This window comes from Kordia antarctica, assembly GCF_009901525.1.
In the GTDB taxonomy this organism is placed as follows: domain Bacteria; phylum Bacteroidota; class Bacteroidia; order Flavobacteriales; family Flavobacteriaceae; genus Kordia; species Kordia antarctica.
On sequence record NZ_CP019288.1, the window covers coordinates 434,115 to 451,639 of the forward strand.

At 33.4% G+C, this 17,525-nt stretch carries 12 protein-coding genes; 10 read left to right on the forward strand and 2 right to left on the reverse strand.

Annotated elements, in window-relative coordinates:
- Nucleotides 1-63: 63 nt before the first annotated feature.
- From hisF to IMCC3317_RS01960, 5 genes are all read left to right on the forward strand, one after another.
- Nucleotides 64-819 carry an imidazole glycerol phosphate synthase subunit HisF gene (hisF, locus tag IMCC3317_RS01940; protein ID WP_160127826.1) on the forward strand — a complete coding sequence of 252 codons (756 nt, stop codon included), beginning with the start codon at nt 64-66 and terminating at the stop codon, nt 817-819.
- A 205-nt stretch (nt 820-1,024) separates the two neighbouring features.
- The gene (hisIE, locus tag IMCC3317_RS01945) at nt 1,025-1,624 is read left to right on the forward strand and encodes a bifunctional phosphoribosyl-AMP cyclohydrolase/phosphoribosyl-ATP diphosphatase HisIE (RefSeq protein ID WP_160127827.1); all 600 of its coding nucleotides are present in this window, start codon (nt 1,025-1,027) and stop codon (nt 1,622-1,624) included.
- A gap of 374 nt (nt 1,625-1,998) precedes the next feature.
- Nucleotides 1,999-2,385, forward strand: coding sequence for a hypothetical protein (locus IMCC3317_RS01950; protein ID WP_160127828.1), 387 nt, complete (start codon nt 1,999-2,001; stop codon nt 2,383-2,385).
- Between the two features lie 131 nt (nt 2,386-2,516).
- Complete coding sequence (locus IMCC3317_RS01955) at nt 2,517-3,305, forward strand: tRNA pseudouridine synthase A (RefSeq protein WP_160127829.1); 789 nt, start codon at nt 2,517-2,519, stop codon at nt 3,303-3,305.
- A gap of 189 nt (nt 3,306-3,494) precedes the next feature.
- Nucleotides 3,495-5,129, forward strand: coding sequence for a pentapeptide repeat-containing protein (locus tag IMCC3317_RS01960; protein ID WP_160127830.1), 1,635 nt, complete (start codon nt 3,495-3,497; stop codon nt 5,127-5,129).
- A gap of 129 nt (nt 5,130-5,258) precedes the next feature.
- Here IMCC3317_RS01960 and IMCC3317_RS01965 read toward each other — a convergent pair whose 3' ends face one another.
- Nucleotides 5,259-6,560 (reverse strand): DEAD/DEAH box helicase, encoded by a 1,302-nt coding sequence (locus tag IMCC3317_RS01965; RefSeq protein ID WP_160127831.1) that lies wholly within the window; start codon nt 6,558-6,560, stop codon nt 5,259-5,261.
- A 48-nt stretch (nt 6,561-6,608) separates the two neighbouring features.
- Here IMCC3317_RS01965 and IMCC3317_RS01970 point away from each other — a divergent pair, with 48 nt between their 5' ends.
- The 3 genes from IMCC3317_RS01970 to IMCC3317_RS01980 are packed head-to-tail and all read left to right on the forward strand — an operon-like array spanning nt 6,609 to nt 12,468.
- Nucleotides 6,609-9,443 carry an FAD-binding protein gene (locus tag IMCC3317_RS01970; protein ID WP_160127832.1) on the forward strand — a complete coding sequence of 945 codons (2,835 nt, stop codon included), beginning with the start codon at nt 6,609-6,611 and terminating at the stop codon, nt 9,441-9,443.
- Nucleotides 9,444-9,458: 15 nt separating this feature from the next.
- A complete protein-coding gene (locus IMCC3317_RS01975; protein ID WP_160127833.1) occupies nt 9,459-11,378 on the forward strand; it encodes a LodA/GoxA family CTQ-dependent oxidase in 1,920 nt (639 codons plus the stop codon).
- Entirely contained in the window at nt 11,314-12,468 is a 1,155-nt protein-coding gene (locus IMCC3317_RS01980) for an NAD(P)/FAD-dependent oxidoreductase (protein ID WP_228054919.1), read from the forward strand. Before IMCC3317_RS01975 ends, IMCC3317_RS01980 begins: the two co-directional genes overlap by 65 nt.
- 359 nt (nt 12,469-12,827) lie before the next feature.
- On the opposite strand, the gene IMCC3317_RS01985 is transcribed toward IMCC3317_RS01980, so the two are convergent.
- A complete protein-coding gene (locus IMCC3317_RS01985; protein WP_174805949.1) occupies nt 12,828-15,353 on the reverse strand; it encodes a M14 family metallopeptidase in 2,526 nt (841 codons plus the stop codon).
- 482 nt (nt 15,354-15,835) lie between these two features.
- On the opposite strand from IMCC3317_RS01985, the gene IMCC3317_RS01990 reads away from it, so the two are divergent.
- Both IMCC3317_RS01990 and IMCC3317_RS01995 read left to right on the forward strand, forming a co-directional pair.
- Nucleotides 15,836-16,621, forward strand: a complete 786-nt coding sequence (locus IMCC3317_RS01990) for an NYN domain-containing protein (RefSeq protein WP_160127834.1) — start codon at nt 15,836-15,838, stop codon at nt 16,619-16,621.
- A gap of 103 nt (nt 16,622-16,724) precedes the next feature.
- Nucleotides 16,725-17,393, forward strand: coding sequence for a helix-turn-helix domain-containing protein (locus IMCC3317_RS01995; RefSeq protein WP_228054921.1), 669 nt, complete (start codon nt 16,725-16,727; stop codon nt 17,391-17,393).
- Nucleotides 17,394-17,525 lie beyond the last annotated feature (132 nt).

The window sequence follows — 17,525 nt, forward strand, 5'->3', positions numbered from 1 at the left end:
ATAAAGTTAAGATTTAAAATTATTGAATCATTCAATTTTAAATCTTTTAATTAAATTTAAAAAATGCTCACAAAACGAATTATTCCTTGTTTAGATATCAAAAATGGTAGAACCGTAAAAGGTGTCAACTTTGTGAATTTGCGCGATGCTGGCGATCCTGTGGAATTGGCGAAAATATACGCAAACGAAGGCGCAGACGAACTCGTATTTTTAGACATTTCGGCAACGGAAGAACGCAGAAAAACATTGCAAAAGCTTGTTTTAGATGTTGCTTCGCAAGTGGATATTCCATTTACAGTTGGCGGCGGAATTTCTTCTACGGAAGATGTTGATCGTTTGTTACAAGCTGGAGTAGACAAAGTTTCAATCAATTCGGCGGCTGTAAAACGTCCAGAATTAATCAATGAATTGGCTTCAAAATTTGGAAATCAATGTATTGTCGTTGCAATTGATGCAAAGCAAATTGAAGGCGAATGGATTGTACATTTAGTCGGCGGAAAAGTACCAACAAAATTAAACTTATTCGATTGGGCAAAAGAAGTCGCACAACGTGGCGCAGGCGAAATTCTATTCACATCGATGGACAATGATGGAACTAAAGACGGTTTTGCAAATGAAGCGTTGGCGAAATTATCAGAAATTGTAAATATTCCGATTATTGCTTCTGGTGGTGCTGGAAATATGAAACATTTTAAAGATACGTTTATCGATGGAAAAGCAGACGCGGCATTAGCTGCAAGCGTATTTCATTTCAAAGAAATTGGCATTCCTGAATTAAAAGCAAATTTAAAAAGTAATGGAATTAATGTGCGAATTTAAACATGAAATTATAAATGTTGAATGCTGAATTTTAAATGCCAATTCGAGCACAGTCGAGAATCCTTAGAAGTTAAAAGTATTTCTCGATATAAAATTTCTTTGAAATTTCACTCGAAATGACGCTCAAGTCCAAAATGAAAATTAATTTTTCTCATAAACTCATAAACTCATAAACTCATAAACTCATAAACTCATAAACTCATAAATGAACATCAACTTCAATAAAAATAACGACGGATTAGTTCCAGTAATAATTCAAGACAATACGACTAAAAATGTATTAATGTTGGGTTATATGAACGATGAAGCGTATCAAAAAACAGTAGCGACAAACAAAGTAACTTTCTTCAGTAGAACAAAACAACGTTTGTGGACAAAAGGTGAGGAAAGTGGAAATTTTCTAAACTTAGTCAGTATTCAAAATGATTGTGATGAAGATACCTTATTAATCAAAGTAAATCCTGTTGGACCGACGTGTCACAAAGGTTCTGAAACGTGTTGGAACGAAGAAAACACAGCTTCATATGGTTTTTTAAGTCAATTAGAAGATACGATTCAAGATCGTAAAGAAAATGCTGATGATGAAAAAAGTTATGTCGCTTCATTATTCAGAAAAGGTATGAACAAAATAGCGCAAAAAGTAGGAGAAGAAGCTGTAGAAGTTGTCATTGAAGCAAAAGATGATAATGACGATTTATTCCTAAGCGAAAGTGCCGATTTATTGTTTCATTACTTAATTCTATTGCAAGCAAAAGGTTTCAAGCTGAATGATATTGTGGATGTTTTGAAAAGTCGGGGAAAATAATATTTTAAATTTTGAATGCTAAATGTTGAATTTTAAATACCAATTCTAATACAGTCGAGAATCCTTAGAAGTTAAAAGTATTTCTCGATAGTTCTGCTGAGTTCATCGAAGTACAAAATTTCTTTGAAATTTTACTCGAAATGACGCTAGAGTCCAAAATAAAAATTAATTTTCTCATAAACTCATAAACTCATAAACTCATAAACTCATAAACTCATAAACTCATAAACTCATAAACTCATAAACTCATAAACTCATAAACTCATAAACTCATAAACTCATAAACTCATAAACTCATAAACTCATAAACTCATAAACTGAAAGCAAAGCGACCAAAATTTTCCCTATCATTGCACAGTCATTAGCACAAAACTATGTTCGAACAACTATTTTACAAAGCGATTCTGAGTTATAAATCGCAATCAAAAAAGCGAAAACATCAAAAAGTGATTTCGTTGGCAACGCTATATATTACGGCGGTTCATTTAAGTATTTTATTCGTGTTGTGTATAATTTTGGTAAAAGCAACAGGCAGTAGTTTTTTACGATTCTATGAAATTTATACGCCAATATTTTATTTAGCTTTGACAGGAATTGTCTTGTATATATTTAATGCGTTGTATTACAATGGAAAACGTTTACTACAAATAAAAAACAGAGCCATTCAAGGAAAAGTTGAAGCTACCGAAGCCTGGAAACTTTGGATAGTTCCTATTGTTATTTTCGGTTTAGGCCTAATTTTACTCCAAACAACTAGATAAATTGAGTAGTGAAAAATTTAAAGTGAAAAGTTACTTAACTGTACGTCGCTGATATGTGTTGACCACTTTTAACAAATCAACGAACAAACAAATTAACAAAAAGGAGCAAAGCGACAAAAACCCAAAATCCATTGCAAAGAAAACGCTATTACTATCTCATCACGCTACAATACTTAGGATTTCGCTATCATGGTTGGCAAAAACAACCAGATGTGAACACAGTTCAGCGAATGACAGAGCGAACATTAGCGTATGTATTTGGACATAAAAACTTCAAATTATTAGCTTCTGGTCGTACCGATGCAAAAGTTTCGGCAAACGAAATTGCCATTGAATTATTTCTTGACAATGAAACCCTCGATATTCCTGCGTTTTTACCTGTTTTCAATCAAAACTTACCACAAGACATTCGCGCATTAGCGATTACGGAAACGAATGAAAAATTCAACATCATTCAGCATCCGAAAGTAAAAGAATACATCTATTTATTTGCGTTTGGTGAAAAATATCATCCGTTTTCAGCGCCATACATGACCAATATTTTGGGCGATTTAGATGTTGAATTAATGAAAAAAGGAGCAAAGCTGTTTGAAGGAAATCACTACTTAAAAACCTATTGCTACAAACCTACGGAACATACCATTTTACAAGGAGAAATTGAGTTATGTGAAATCGTGAAAAACGAAATCTACACAGCGAATTTCTTTCCAGAACAAAGTTTTGTATTGCGTGTGCAAGGTGCAGGATTCAAGCGACATCAAATTCGCATGATGATGGGAACATTAATTTTATTGGGAAAACACGAACTCGATTTAGACTTTATCGAACGTTCATTAGTACCAGATTCTACACTAGAAGTCAACTATATTGCGCCAGCTTCTGGTTTGATTTTGAATAAAATGACGTTTAAAGATTTATGAAACTAAAAAACATTTCTTGTTTATATTATTCATGTACGACATTAATAAATACTAGTATGAGTGAAGTAACAACTATCAAGACGATAACCGACAAACTTTACTATCATCAAATTTAGGAATTTGAACATTAAATCTTGACTACTTGAAGATTTTACCTACTTTTGAGGAGTTTTATGTATAATTATGAATTTGGGCAAAGAAATAACAGAAGCAACTTTTGAATGGGTTGAGAAATTGGCATCTTCTAATGATGTAAAAATAAGTGATGAAGATTTCAAGAAATTAGAAAATGATTATTTCAGAGGAAACAAGAATAATTGGTTTTCTGAAATTGAAGATGACGAGCCTTATATCGATTGGGATAAAGAAAAATGTAAGATTTTTTGGGAATTAATTAGAAAATACTGCATGCCAAGAGGTGAAGAGTTAGGAGTTTATCTATTTAGCGGATATATATTTCCTTCATTTGATGGGTTTAATTTTTTCTCTTTTGAAAAAGAATTTAAGTATCGGGTTGATTTTTCTGATTCTTATTTTTTAGGAGGTATCTTCATTGCTTATACACTATTCAAATCAGATGTTCTCATAAATAATTGTAAATTCTACTCAAATTCATTTTTTCTAAAATCTGAATTTGAAGGAAAACTAACTTTTAAAGAATCTTTTTTTAAAGATAAATTAGAGTTTGAAGAGAATATTTTTTCAAATAATAAGACGGTTTTATTCAGAAATGTACAATTTGAAAAGGCTGTAGGTTTCTATAAATCAGAATTTTTAAATGAAACAGCATTTAAGGATTGTGTTTTTCATAATGATTTTCTATTATTGGATTCTATTATATCAAAAAAAATGTTTTTTATTGATATTGAGTTTGAGGGAAATAATTCATTTATAAATTTAGTAGAAAATCCTCAATTAATATTTGATAATTGTTATAAGAAAATAGATATTAATTTAGTCAGTGATATTATTTATTCAGAAGTTAAAATGTTGAAACAAAGTTACTATAATTATAGTTACAAAAATGTTTTATCCCCTGAAGGATTTATTAATTATTATGAAAAACTATCATATAAAAATGAACAGAAATATCCTCATTTTTTAAAAAAATCATATAAAGACAGAAATAAAATTCTCAAAAAATTTTTTCTTAAAGAACATAGAATAAAAAATATAGACATCTACTTTAAAGGTATAAATCTCAATAATTCAATTTTTCGAAGAATGGATATGAGTAATTCAAAATTTTATGATACTTTTTTTTACAAAACTATATTTGAAAAGTGTACTTGGGGACTTTCAAATAGAGGAAGTAGAATAAAACTTTATGAAGAGAATGATATTATAAATAAAAAAAGGGGATTTTTGCCGCTTGAAGAACAATATCGACAACTAAAAAAAAACTTTGAAGATTCAAAAGATTGGGAATTGTCAAGTAAAGCTTATTATAGCGAAATGGAGATGCGTTTTTTACGCTATAAAAAAGAATATAAATTATCTTCAGTTAAGTCCAATATTGTACTTCTATTATTTTGGATTTATAAATTTTTTGGAGGATACCTTCAAAGTTATGTGAGACCTTTTTTCTTTTTAATTTTATCAACCTTTATTATTTTTCCGATTATTTATGGATGGTCAGATACATTAAAAGAAATAATTTTAAATCTTTCAAATGGAAAACCATTTCAAATGAGTATTGATGCAACAGTCGCATTTTATAGTTTTGAATATGAAAATCATTGGGGTTTGTATCGAATACAATCTTTTATATCAGTAATTTTAATTACTTTTTTTATTTTGGCTTTGCGAAAAAGGTTCAAATAGTAGATGCTTAAAATAGACTTTTTCTAAACTCTCTATTTTGAACCACAAATTATCACTATTTTAAAGCCAACACAAAATTTACAAAGTCCAAAAAGTCAAAGCAAGTCTAAAAATCTAAACAAGTCTAAATTAATACCTTCTCCTAGAATTCGGTTTCTTCTTTTTAGCAGAAGAACTATCACTATTAGAATTAGATTTCCTATTTCGTTGGCTTCCGCCAGAAGTCCCTTTTGATTCCTGTTTCGGTTTTCTAGAAGGGCGTTGTCCTCGTTTTTCTGGTTCTGGTGGCGTATAATTTGGATCTGCCTCAAAACCTTCAATCTCTTCTGAAACGAGTTTTTCTCCTAATAACTTTTCAATTCCTCTAACATATTCATATTCTTCCGCAGAAACTAAAGAAATCGCTTCTCCACTTGCGCCAGCACGACCTGTACGACCAATTCTGTGGACATAATCCTCAGGAACATTTGGCAATTCGTAATTTACCACATGTGGCAATAATGGAATATCCAAACCACGCGCGGCAATATCTGTTGCAACTAAAATACGAATGTTTCCTTTCTTAAAACCATCCAATGCTTTTGTTCGCGCATTCTGTGTTTTATTTCCATGAATCGCTGCCGAACTAATATTGCTAGAAACTAATTTCTTACTCAATCTATTTGCGCCATGTTTTGTTCGTGTAAACACTAAAACTTGACTCCAATTGCCTTCTGAAATCAACTTAATCAGCAACTCAGATTTTTGCGGTTTATCAACTCTATACACTTTCTGAATCACTTTCTCAGCAGTTGTATTCTCGGGAGTTGCTTCCACAGAAACAGGATTATGTAAAATACTTTGTGCTAACTTTCTAATATCTTTCGAAAAAGTAGCCGAAAACAATAAATTCTGACGTCTCTTCGGAACGAGTGCGATCACACGTTTAATATCGCGCAAAAATCCCATATCCAACATTCTATCGGCTTCATCTAAAACTAAAATTTCAACTTTCGATAATGACAATGCTCCTTGATTTTGCAAATCGAGCAATCTTCCTGGCGTAGCGACTAAAATATCAACACCATTTCGTAAGGTTGCAATTTGTGGTCTGGCATTTACACCTCCAAAAATCACGGTAGAACGAATATCTAAAAAAGTACCATATTCTTGTACGTTCGCATAAATTTGTGCTGCCAGTTCTCGCGTTGGTGTTAAGATTAACGCTCTAATTGGTCTTCTGCGTAATGGCGGTTCTTGTGATAATAATTGCAACATTGGCAACGTAAAACCTGCTGTTTTTCCAGTCCCAGTTTGGGCGGAAGCCAACACATCTTTACCTTGTAATACTAATGGAATTGCTTTTTCTTGAATAATAGAAGGCGTAGTATACCCTTTTTTGCTGATTGCACGTAATAATGCATCAGATAATCCTAATGATTTGAATGACATAAAAATTGTTTGTGAAATGACAATTTTTATATAAAACCTCATTTCCTAATGAAGCCGCAAGGTACGGCTAATTTCTATTACTTGTCTTGTTTATTTAAAATACAAAAATCACGTACAACTACGTATTGTTCATCTTACAAATTCAAACTAATTTACGTATTTTTAAATCCAAACCTTAACCCAAACCCAAACATGAACCATACTTTTGAATTTCTAGGAAGTACAAACCTAATAGACAATGATTTAAGCAAGACTGATTTTCAAACGTCAGATTTTAGCTTACAATGTTGGATAAAAACCGAAAGATCTGGTGAAATTCTCTCAAAATCATCCAAAAACACTTCTTTTTCATTACATATAAATGAACAAGGAAACGTTGTTTTTTCTGTTAAAACAGCAACAGAAACACAAAATAGTATAGCAACGAATGTATCTGTTTTAGATGAAAATTGGTATCATATTACTGCGGTAAAAACAACTGCATTTTTATACTTATATATAAATGATCTTGCGTTACAGATTGAAAACAGTACAAAAACACTCAAAACGGGAACCAAAGAAGAACTATTTTCAATAGGAGGAAGCTCAGAAGAAAATTTATTTCAAGGAATCATAAGTCAAGTCGCTATTTGGAACAAAGCGTTGCTTGAAAATGAAGTTTCAAAAATAATTCAAGAAACTGATATTACAAATACTGACGGATTACTGAAAATTTATGATTTTGTTGATGGATACATTCCATTAGATAAATTCAAACTATCTGTAACACTAAAAATAAAAAATACGTCGTTTGAAGCGTTAGAATTAACTGATTTAGTGATGACAGATGTAAATATTCCATCACGCATTAATGTTGATGAAGAAGTGACGATTCGTTTAGAAAGCGGTGCATTTCCTGTCATCAATGCAGCATTTCAATACAAAAATAGAAGCGGAAGCACGCTAATTACGGTCAAAAAGAACTTAGATCGTTTCAACACTTCTATCATAACTTTATCAGATAAAGATTTAGTAGACGATTTAGCAATCAAAGAAAATGAAACGTTTATTTCTAAAGCGGAATTAAATATTGGCGAAAATATGATTGTGGTCAACATGCGAAATCTGTACAATTTCTTAAATGGATTGCGCGGTTATCTAAAATGTGATCAAATACAAACGCCCGGCGGAAACTTATTGGATGAAATAGAATACAACAAAGCGAGTCAAGTATTCAATCGTAGATTTCAACCAAAACCGTTTGCGATTATTTATTGTGAATCTACCGAAGATGTACAACGTGTTTACAAAGATGCAATTGCGAATAACTTACCAATCAGAGTGCGATCTGGCGGACACGATCATGAAGCAGAATGTTCAGGAACTGATGTAATTTTATTAGATCTGTCAAGAATAAATCATGTGGAAGTCAGTCATAACAAGAAATTTGCGCGTATCGGACCGGGAAATCGTTTCAAAGATTTAACGCCACAACTTGCCGATGAAGGTGTTATGATTCCGCATGGAACTTGTGCAACCGTTGGTGTTGCAGGATTTACATTTGGCGGCGGTTGGGGACCGTGGACCCGAAAACATGGAATGAATTGTGAAGGCTTAGTTGGTGCAACAGTTGTTTTAGGAAATGGAGAAATTGTAAAACTTCAAACAGATTACACGGACAAAGAAGATTTGTTATGGGCGTTAAAAGGCGGTGGCGGAATGAGTTACGGAATTGTAACCGAATTGCAATTAGAAGTATTTCCGTTGCCGGAAGAATTAATAAAATTTGAACTCGAATGGAATCCGTATGATGAAAATGATCCTTCTATATTGCATGAAAACACACGAACAAAAAATGTGCTTCAAGCTTGGGAAAACGTCATCATGAACAAAGATATTCCAACTTCTGATGAATTTACAAACGATCAACTCATAGGAACAAACTTGAAAATTTCGGGGAAACATCTACAAGGAGATCTAGATGATTTTAAACCTGAAAATGAAATTCACAACTGTATCATGTATGGATATTGGCAAGGAACAGAAAAAAGTTTATTAGCTTTTGTTAAAACTTCTTTTATGATAGCGATGCCAGAAGAATTACGCTTAATCGGGAAAGGCGGACAACGTTTAAATTATGCTGATGATGGTTTAATGAGTGCTTGGGACAGAGAATCGTTTAGTACAATTAAAAGAAAAATAAAGTTTGGACAAGAAGATCGTGCAATGACAGAAAATGATGCGCCAATGTCCATTCAAACTCAGGAAGAAACATATGATAAAGTATACAAAATCAATGAAATTCTTCTAACAAGTAATGGATTAGATACTGCATCAAAAACAGAAACATTCACGCCAGTTTCTAATAAAAAACCGTTGCCACCAGATTTAGATGCGCCAGCGCCACACAAAATTACATCACGATTTGCCGATAAAGGTGGATTGGGCGATGTAGGAGCAAACCAACTCATACGTTCGTTAACCTCAAAGTTGATTTTGGATGACAGCAGAAAATTAGGATTATTTACCTATATTACTTTAGGCGCAATGGTTGGCGAATATTATGATAACATGTCAGAAGAAGCAAAAGCGAGAAGTGCATTTCCATATAAAGACAAAGCGTATACAATTCAATACCAAACTTGGTGGAATACGGAGTTGATTCAAAAAGAGCAAGAACAAAACAATGAAGTTTACAATCGTACAAACAGAGCATTAGATTGGATGCAAGTCTGTCGTGATTACAAAATAGAAAATTCTGGAGGCTCGTTTATCAGTTTCAAAGATGCTTCCATTCCTACGGAAACGTATTTTGCTGAGAATTATCAAGCATTAAAAGACGTAAAAAAAACGTATTCAGAAGATCCATTAAATCATTTCAGAACACGAAAAACAATTATATAATCAACCATAAAACCTATGAACACAAACGAAATTAGTAGTGTAGCCATTTATCCTCCAATTGGAATATCCAGAATTGGAAATTCGGAAGAATATTTCTTTTCACCCGATATTCCAGGTGTAGAAAAAGCACCTGAAGGCGGCTATAAAGACCAAAAAGGGCGCGTAAAAAAGCAAGTTGCACGTTTTAGAATTTACGCTTTTGACAAAAACGGCAACGCATTAGGAGAAATTACAGAAACACAAAATAGTAACATTGAATGGCGTTTACAGGTTGCCAATGTAAAATCGGCTTGGTACATGTTTAACAATGCCTTAGATTTACCTGGCGCGGGAATTCCCTCTGCATATAGAAACGCTGATGTTAAAGGAGATGAAAGAAAACAATTGGCAATTACGCCAAGTCCTGTTAGTATTTCTGGAAAAAATGAAAAAGGAAAAAAATATGATTTAGATGATGGTAAATTCTTTGATAAAAAAGTAAAACTAGGTCATGTAGAAACTGATGAAGAAGGCAGATTGCTATTTTTTGGTGGCGATGGAGATTCAGCATCAAACGATAATGAACCTGCCATAACTTTTGCAAATAATGAAGGTTGGCATGATGATACGTGTGATGGAGTTGTACGAGCAACCGTAAATATTGGAGGAAAAAAGTTTGAAGCCGAACCTGCAAATGTTGCGGTAACACCACCAAATTTTGGTCCAGGATTGTACGGAGTTGTGACAATGAATGATGTGGTTCAAGACTTATTTATTCGTGAAATGAACTATTCAAATCCATCTGAAGATGGCGTTGTTTTCTACGAACATATTTATCCAATGTTAGAACGTATGACAAATACGCAATGGGTAAACTCAGGTTTCTTCATGTTATTTGGAAAAAACTCGCCTTCAGATTTTACAAATCCTGAATTACTAGAACAATTGGAAAGTCCTTCGGATGATTCAAAACGATTGCGAGAACGTGTATTTGATTGGTTCCGTAATCCAGATTCTGACGAATATACACCAGCTAAAGTACCACCATTTTATGGAGACGGATTTGGCGAATATGCAAAAATTGCCATTGTCGATTTGCCAATTACACGAACACAATATACACGTTTGGAACAATGGGCTAGAGGAGATTTTGAAACTGGAAGACCTCAAAAATATGTTCCTTTTGATGAATTATCGCCAGAAGCGCAAGTAAATTCATTAAATCAAGCGCCAATGGAAGAATGTTTAGGCGGACCATTTCATCCTGGAATTGAACTTACGTGGCCAATGCGCGTAAAAGAGATGTGGAAAAAACCGTATCGTTTAAATGTTGTAGAAGAAGGTGAAGCAACAGATTTAAACTTTGGCGCATTACTATCGCCAGCAATTGCCTTAGGAAAAAACGGACCATTATCTAAAAGTGGACCAGGCTCGTTAACACGTTGGTTAGGTGTTCCTTGGCAAACGGATGAAGCAAGTTGTTTATCGGGTTATGATGTGACAACGTATTTACCATTGCCATCATTTTGGGCGGCTCGTGTGCCAAATCAAGTATTAAGTGTAGATAGTTATGTACGTAGTGTTAGAGCTGAAAAACTAAATATAGCACAACGTTTAAAGCATTTTGATTACCGTCAGGATTGGTTGCGCGATTTAGGAACTGTATATCAGAAAAAAATTAACTTAATGATTGCCGAATGGCACGAATTGGGAATTATTGCCAAAGTTGATAATCGTACAGAAAACAATGAAGAAGGATTCTTGCCAGATACAGTTTGGGTAGAAACTGGTCGTCATTTTGGCGAAGATGATGCTACTTTTAAACAAGTAATAAGAGCAGAAACAATTGCTCATGAAAAGTATGATACAGAAAATTTATTACAACGAGTAGATGCGCCTTCAACAAAAGAAGAAAGTACACGAAAAAGAAGAACGCTGTCTCGTGGAGAAAGATAAATATACATATAAAGTTGTGATAGTTGGTGGCGGTCCTGCGGGAATCGCCACTGCTATTACATTACTTTCTAAAGGAATTGATTGTTGTGTTGTGGAAGCGCATAAAACGCCGATTCGTAAGTCGGGAGAAGCCATTCCGCCAAATGCAAAACCTTTGCTGAAACAATTAGGAATTTTATCTTTAGTAGAGAACGAAAAACATAAGGTTTATTACGGAAATAAAAGCTGTTGGGGAAGCGATATTTTAGAACAAAAAGAATTCATTGCTGATAAATTTGGACATGGTTTTTTGTTAGATCGATTGTACTTTGAAACACAACTTCAAGATTTATATAAAAATACAAATGCTTCATTTTATAGTGGTTATAAGTTGAAAAAAGTAGTTTCTAATGAAAAAGAAGTTAGTACTACGATTGAAAACGATTCGGAAACCATCAAACTAAAAAGTAATTTTATTGTGGATGCAACAGGCAGAAAAGCTTCTGTTTGCAGACATTTAGGCGTTCAAAAAGAAACTTTAGATTCACAATTTGCGATTACGTTTAACGTGAAAATTTCAAACAATATTCCAAATGAAATCAGTGTTGAAGCTACTAAAAATGGTTGGTGGTACGTGGCGCCATTTACTGAAAATGAAATTACAATGATGTTTTTCACGCTTAAAGAGATTATTCCCGATAAGGAAAATATAGAAATATTTCTTCAAAAGGAATTACAAACTACAATTCATCTTTCAAAAATCATTAAAAATATAAAAATAGAGACTATTAAAATAATGCCCGCAGGTACAAGTTGTTTGCAAATTCCGTACGGAAAAAACTGGTTAGCCGTTGGCGATGCTGCGTATTCTTTTGATCCGATATCTTCTTATGGAATCACGTCTGCATTGGCTTCAGGCTTTTATGGCGGTCATGCTGTGGCAGATTATCTAAACGGAAAAGAAGAAGCGCTAGAAGTTTACCGATATGTAATGGAAAATGCATTTCAAGCGTATTTGCACAAATTAATTGCGCATTATGAGGTTGAAAAACGATGGAAACAGAGTTACTTTTGGATGAATAGATTGGAAATGTTGAAAACTAAATGTTGAATTTTAAAATATCCAATAGTGAAGCGAGTCTAGTAGGAGAATTTTAGTTTAAAAGTTTATTAGTTTATCTAATGTATAAATAATTCACATACCAAAATACCAATAATCTAAGAGCAAAACGATACTAAAGGCACTTGCATTGAGCGGAGTCGAAATGAAGCCATTTCTAACCCCAAAGTTTCTAAAGTCGAACTTTTTGATAAATGATTTAAAAGCTATCAACTTATTTACAAAAGAACATGTTGACTTGCAGATTATTTCTTAAAATCAAAAAACGGTGTCGACAAACAACCTTGAATCATTGAATTTTAAATTCTTGAATTGAGCGAAGCGATACTAAAAGCGAAGCAAGTCTAAAATCACATCATATTTGAAAAGAAAATAGCATTCATCAACAACTTATTCGTTCCGTACCAAAACGCTCTAAAGTTGGTGTTGTCTGTGAAAACAATCACGCGTCCGCTTCCCATTCGTGTAGTTTGAAACGGCACAGTATTTTTTAAATGCTCTAAGTTTTCTTCTGAAATATAACCACTTAACAACGGATTATTCGTGTATTGAATTGGATTGTCATAGCTTTTTTCATTCGGTTTAATGAACAACGTCGTGTTTCTAAACATAGGCAATTCATCTTGTAAATAGCCAAAATTAATTGGATGCGAACGATCTATTTTTGTATTAAAAATTGCGCCACCAATCACTTGTGCGCCGTTGTGATTTCTTTTGTCTTCAAACGAAACATTTTTTGATTCAATTTCTGTCTTTTTGAAATCGAGTGAAATGAATTTTTTATCACTTAAAAAACGAGTCGCATTTCGATAACCAATCAATGTTCCACCATTTTTTACCCAAGTTTTTAATTTACTGGTTGCATTTGAAGACAAAGAATACGTATTCGGTAAAATTATATGTGTGTATTTTGACAAGTCAAATCGTCCGAAATTATCAACATCCAACTTTGTCAATGGAATTTCGTAGCGTTGATCAAACAAATGCCAAATTTCTCCAGCGTCGTATGAAGTCACGTTTCCGCCAACAATCATAGCAACTTTGATGTTTTTCACTGCTTCAAAATTATTACTTCCCAAATCAATTCCTTCCGTTAAACCAGAGGAAACTGCCGTAATATTCAAATTACTTTCGCTTGCAACTTTCGTTAAAAACGCCTTGATTTCTTTTGCATTCATTGCCTGATTTTGCGCAGGAATCATAATTGTTCCGTAATCATAAGTTACACCTTCTAGTGTAAACGGTTTCATGGCAACTTTTGCGCGCAATCCTTTTGCCTTGATTTTTGCCAATGCTTTAGGTGAATAATACTCGTTCCACTCAAATACAAATGCATAATTTCCGCTTCCATTTACAATTCCGTTTGGAGCTTTTAAATCCGTTACTTTGTTTCCTGCATTTGAAATTGAAGATAATTCTTCGTATTGTAAATTGAACGCTAATGGCAATGTCCACGCAGAAACATCATAAAATAAACTATCTTGAAATTGTGTGCGTTTCTCAAACATCGCTTTGATCAATCTGCTTTGTCGTTGATTGGTTGGAATGATGAAACTTGCACCTTTTTTATATTTTTTTCCGTTTTGTGTAAAATCGTTTTTTACTTCATGAAACGCAATGTTGTGTCGTTGTAACATTTCTGCAAAATGATAGGTTTTTGCGGCATCTTTTTCATCTCCAAATACAATCGCTTTCGCGGAATTGGAATTGGCTTCGTTTCTTGCGTCTGTATAAAATTGACGTTGATAGTTTAAGATGGAAACACGCATGTTTCGAGCGGCTTCTAATGTTGATAAAGCGGCAGTTAATTGATTTCGAATCGCGAAAGGAAACGTAATCAACCCATTTTCAGTTTCCTGAACGTGTCCGCGAGCACTTCCTTGTTCGAACAAAATTCCTATACTTCCATTAATGTCTGGAAATGTGGAGCCTTTTCCGTAATAGAAATCGTCAAAACTTTCTTCAGTATAATATAAGGAACCAATTTTGTCAAAAGCTTTCGCGTGATAGGTTGCAATTTCTTTCGTTAAATCTTGATTCATTTGTGGTGTTAACGGATGTGTTCGTGAAGGAATTCCTGGTTGAAAAAAGAATGATGAATTTGAACCCATTTCGTGATGATCTGTCAAAATATTTGGCATCCATTGGTGAAACGATTTGATACGCGCGCGCGACTCTGGTAATTGCACAGGCAACCAATCTCTGTTCATGTCAAACCAATAATGATTTGTGCGTCCGGCTGGCCAAACTTCTGAAAATTCTCTATCGTTTGAATCTGTAATTAAGTGTTCGCTTTTGTGCATATTTACCCAACCTGCAAACCGCTGTAAACCATCAGGATTGAAAGATGGATCTAGAAGAATTACTGTGTTTTCTAGCAAATTATCTATTTGAGTTCCTTCGGCGGAAGCCAAATAATAGGCGAGAAGCAGTGAAGCATTACTTCCGCTAGCTTCATTTCCGTGAATGGAAAATCCTTGATAAACTACAATTGGCATGTTGGAAACGTCTGCGTTTTTTCCGCTAATTTCTGTTAAGCCAACATGATTTTTACGAATTGCTTCAATATTTTGATGATTTTTCGGTGAAGTAATTGTCAATAGTAATAACGGACGATCTTCAAAGGTTTTTCCGCGATCTTCCAATGTAATACGATCTGAACTATTTGCCAACGCTTTCATGTACATCACTAATTTGTCGTGCGTTACGTGCCATTTTCCAACTTCATGACCCAAAACACTTTTCGGTGTTGGAATCGTTTTATTATACGTAACTTCTTGTGGTAAATAATAGGAAAGTGCTGTTGTTTCTTGCGCATTCATCGCGAAAGCGGTAAAAAAAAGAACAGAAAATGCAAGCTTTAAAAACTGAGACATATACTATGGTTGATTGGTTTGAAACACAAAAATGAACTATTTACAATTCAATTCAAAACGGTAAAGCCGTATTTAACAGAAAACGACTCTAAAATTTTATATGTTGAACGCTAAATTTTGAATTAGAAAGTGAGTTAAATTCGTCATTACGAGGAGGAATCGACGAAGTAATCTGTTCATCGAGAAACAGATTGCCACAAGTTTTTTCATTTCGACTCAGCTCAATGTAAACAAAACTTTCGCAATGACATTTTAAATTAAAAGTGATTTTTTTAAAATAGTTCTTCATGATTTTGATTTGAGTTTTGAATCGAGTAGATTCGGTTGCTTGAAGAATGTATGTTGTGAATAGTTAACTAAAAATGACTAAAATTGAGCTAGTCAGACAATTTTGAATATTCCATACTTGAAATGGATAAAAGAAAAATAATTAAATTGGAGCTATAATTTACATCATATTAACACTAATCATTAAATAATAAATGGAAAATAAACTAAATATAGCAGTACTAATCGACGGAGATAATGCGCAAGCTAAATTGATTAAAGAAATAATTGAGGAAGTATCGAAATATGGAAAAGCTACTGTAAGGCGAATTTATGGAGATTGGACTTCGCAATATATGAACAGTTGGAAACCAATCATCAATCAGCACTCAATCAGTCCAATACAGAAATTTTCATATACCACGGGAAAAAACTCGACAGATAGTTCTCTTATTATAGATGCAATGGACATTTTACATGGGAAAAATATAAATGGTTTCTGTATCGTTTCTAGTGATAGTGATTATACAGGTTTGGCAAAAAGAATTAGAGAAGAAGGATTGTTTGTGATGGGAATTGGAGAGGAAAAAACGCCTGAAGCATTTGTGAGATCTTGTGAAGTTTTTACGTTTACAAAAAATTTAAAAAGCCCAGAGAGTGAAGAAAATGAAGAGATTGAGGAAGTTGAAGAAAGTGAAGTAAAAACAGTAAAATCAAAAAAGAAAGCGACAAGTCGAAAACCTAAAGTTGCCGCTGCAAAAGTGAAATTATCGAAGGAAGATTGGAAAACCATCAATAAAGCTTTTGATATATCAACAAATGAAGAAGATAGAGCGTATGTATCAACGTTAGGTTTAAATATTAGAAAAATTGATTCTAGTTTCGATCCAAGAAGTTATGGTTTTAGAAATCTAACGAAACTTTTTGAAAGTATTGATAAGTTTGAAGTCATTAAGAATGAAGTTGGCGGTTTGAATCATCCTTTAGTACAAATTAAATAACGGACATAAAACCGTAATAATTACGGCGACGTAAACATGTCGTATGCTTGACGCAATCAATAGAATGCACACAATATATATTTGCTAAGAACAAAAAATAGTTATGATGTACACAAACAATTTAGCAAAGAAATTAAAAGAAATACGAACGCTCAGAGGAATGTCGCAAGAATATTTAGCGGAAGAATCAAGAGTGAGTTTGCGAACTATTCAACGAATTGAGAACGAAGAGTCTGTTCCGACAGGAGAAACCATCAAACGAATTTCTGTTGCTTTAGACGTAGAAATGAGCGAGTTATTAGGCGCAAATACGATTGAAGAAACAAGTGATTTGAAAGGAACTATTATTTTTCTGAAACGGCAACTTTCCAAAACAAAAGACAACGCTGAAATTAAAACTTTTGAAAAGTTTATTTCGATTTTAAGCAATCTGAAAGAAAAAGAGTTGCCTCAAGAGCAATTAACTAAGATAGAAAGTTACATTACCTATTTGGAACTTGAAAAAATTCCGTCATTTAATAATGAAATCTTCAAGCAAAAACTGACGAAGTTTAAAAGATTCCTAAAGAAAAAATTAAAACTTGTACCGAATAACTATTATACAACGTACGCAATTAGTTTTGCTGCTTCATTTGCGATTGCGTTTGTAATTCAAGATGGAATTCCGTTAACTACGAAACTCATTGTGGTTTCAGCAGCTTTGGTATTAATTGGAATTGGAGTCAGTATTGATTCAAAAATAAAAAGACAGGAACGTGCTTTTGGGTTTTGAGGGGAAACTACTTGAAAAAATACCTTTTATTAAGAGAAAAAATAACGCCTTACAGCTTAAAAATGTTGGTTTGTCTTTAGTTTGAAGAAGTCTATCTGTATCTAATGTATGAATTTACGGAAAACCGCATTG

Coding starts and splice junctions, on each gene's coding strand:
- hisF (WP_160127826.1), top strand. CDS start 64: ATGCTCACAAAACGAATTATTCCTTGTTTAGATATCAAAAATGGTAGA.
- hisIE (WP_160127827.1), top strand. CDS start 1,025: ATGAACATCAACTTCAATAAAAATAACGACGGATTAGTTCCAGTAATA.
- IMCC3317_RS01950 (WP_160127828.1), top strand. CDS start 1,999: ATGTTCGAACAACTATTTTACAAAGCGATTCTGAGTTATAAATCGCAA.
- IMCC3317_RS01965 (WP_160127831.1), bottom strand. CDS start 6,560: ATGTCATTCAAATCATTAGGATTATCTGATGCATTATTACGTGCAATC.
- IMCC3317_RS01970 (WP_160127832.1), top strand. CDS start 6,609: ATGAAGCCGCAAGGTACGGCTAATTTCTATTACTTGTCTTGTTTATTT.
- IMCC3317_RS01975 (WP_160127833.1), top strand. CDS start 9,459: ATGAACACAAACGAAATTAGTAGTGTAGCCATTTATCCTCCAATTGGA.
- IMCC3317_RS01980 (WP_228054919.1), top strand. CDS start 11,314: ATGCGCCTTCAACAAAAGAAGAAAGTACACGAAAAAGAAGAACGCTGT.
- IMCC3317_RS01985 (WP_174805949.1), bottom strand. CDS start 15,353: ATGTCTCAGTTTTTAAAGCTTGCATTTTCTGTTCTTTTTTTTACCGCT.
- IMCC3317_RS01990 (WP_160127834.1), top strand. CDS start 15,836: ATGGAAAATAAACTAAATATAGCAGTACTAATCGACGGAGATAATGCG.
- IMCC3317_RS01995 (WP_228054921.1), top strand. CDS start 16,725: ATGATGTACACAAACAATTTAGCAAAGAAATTAAAAGAAATACGAACG.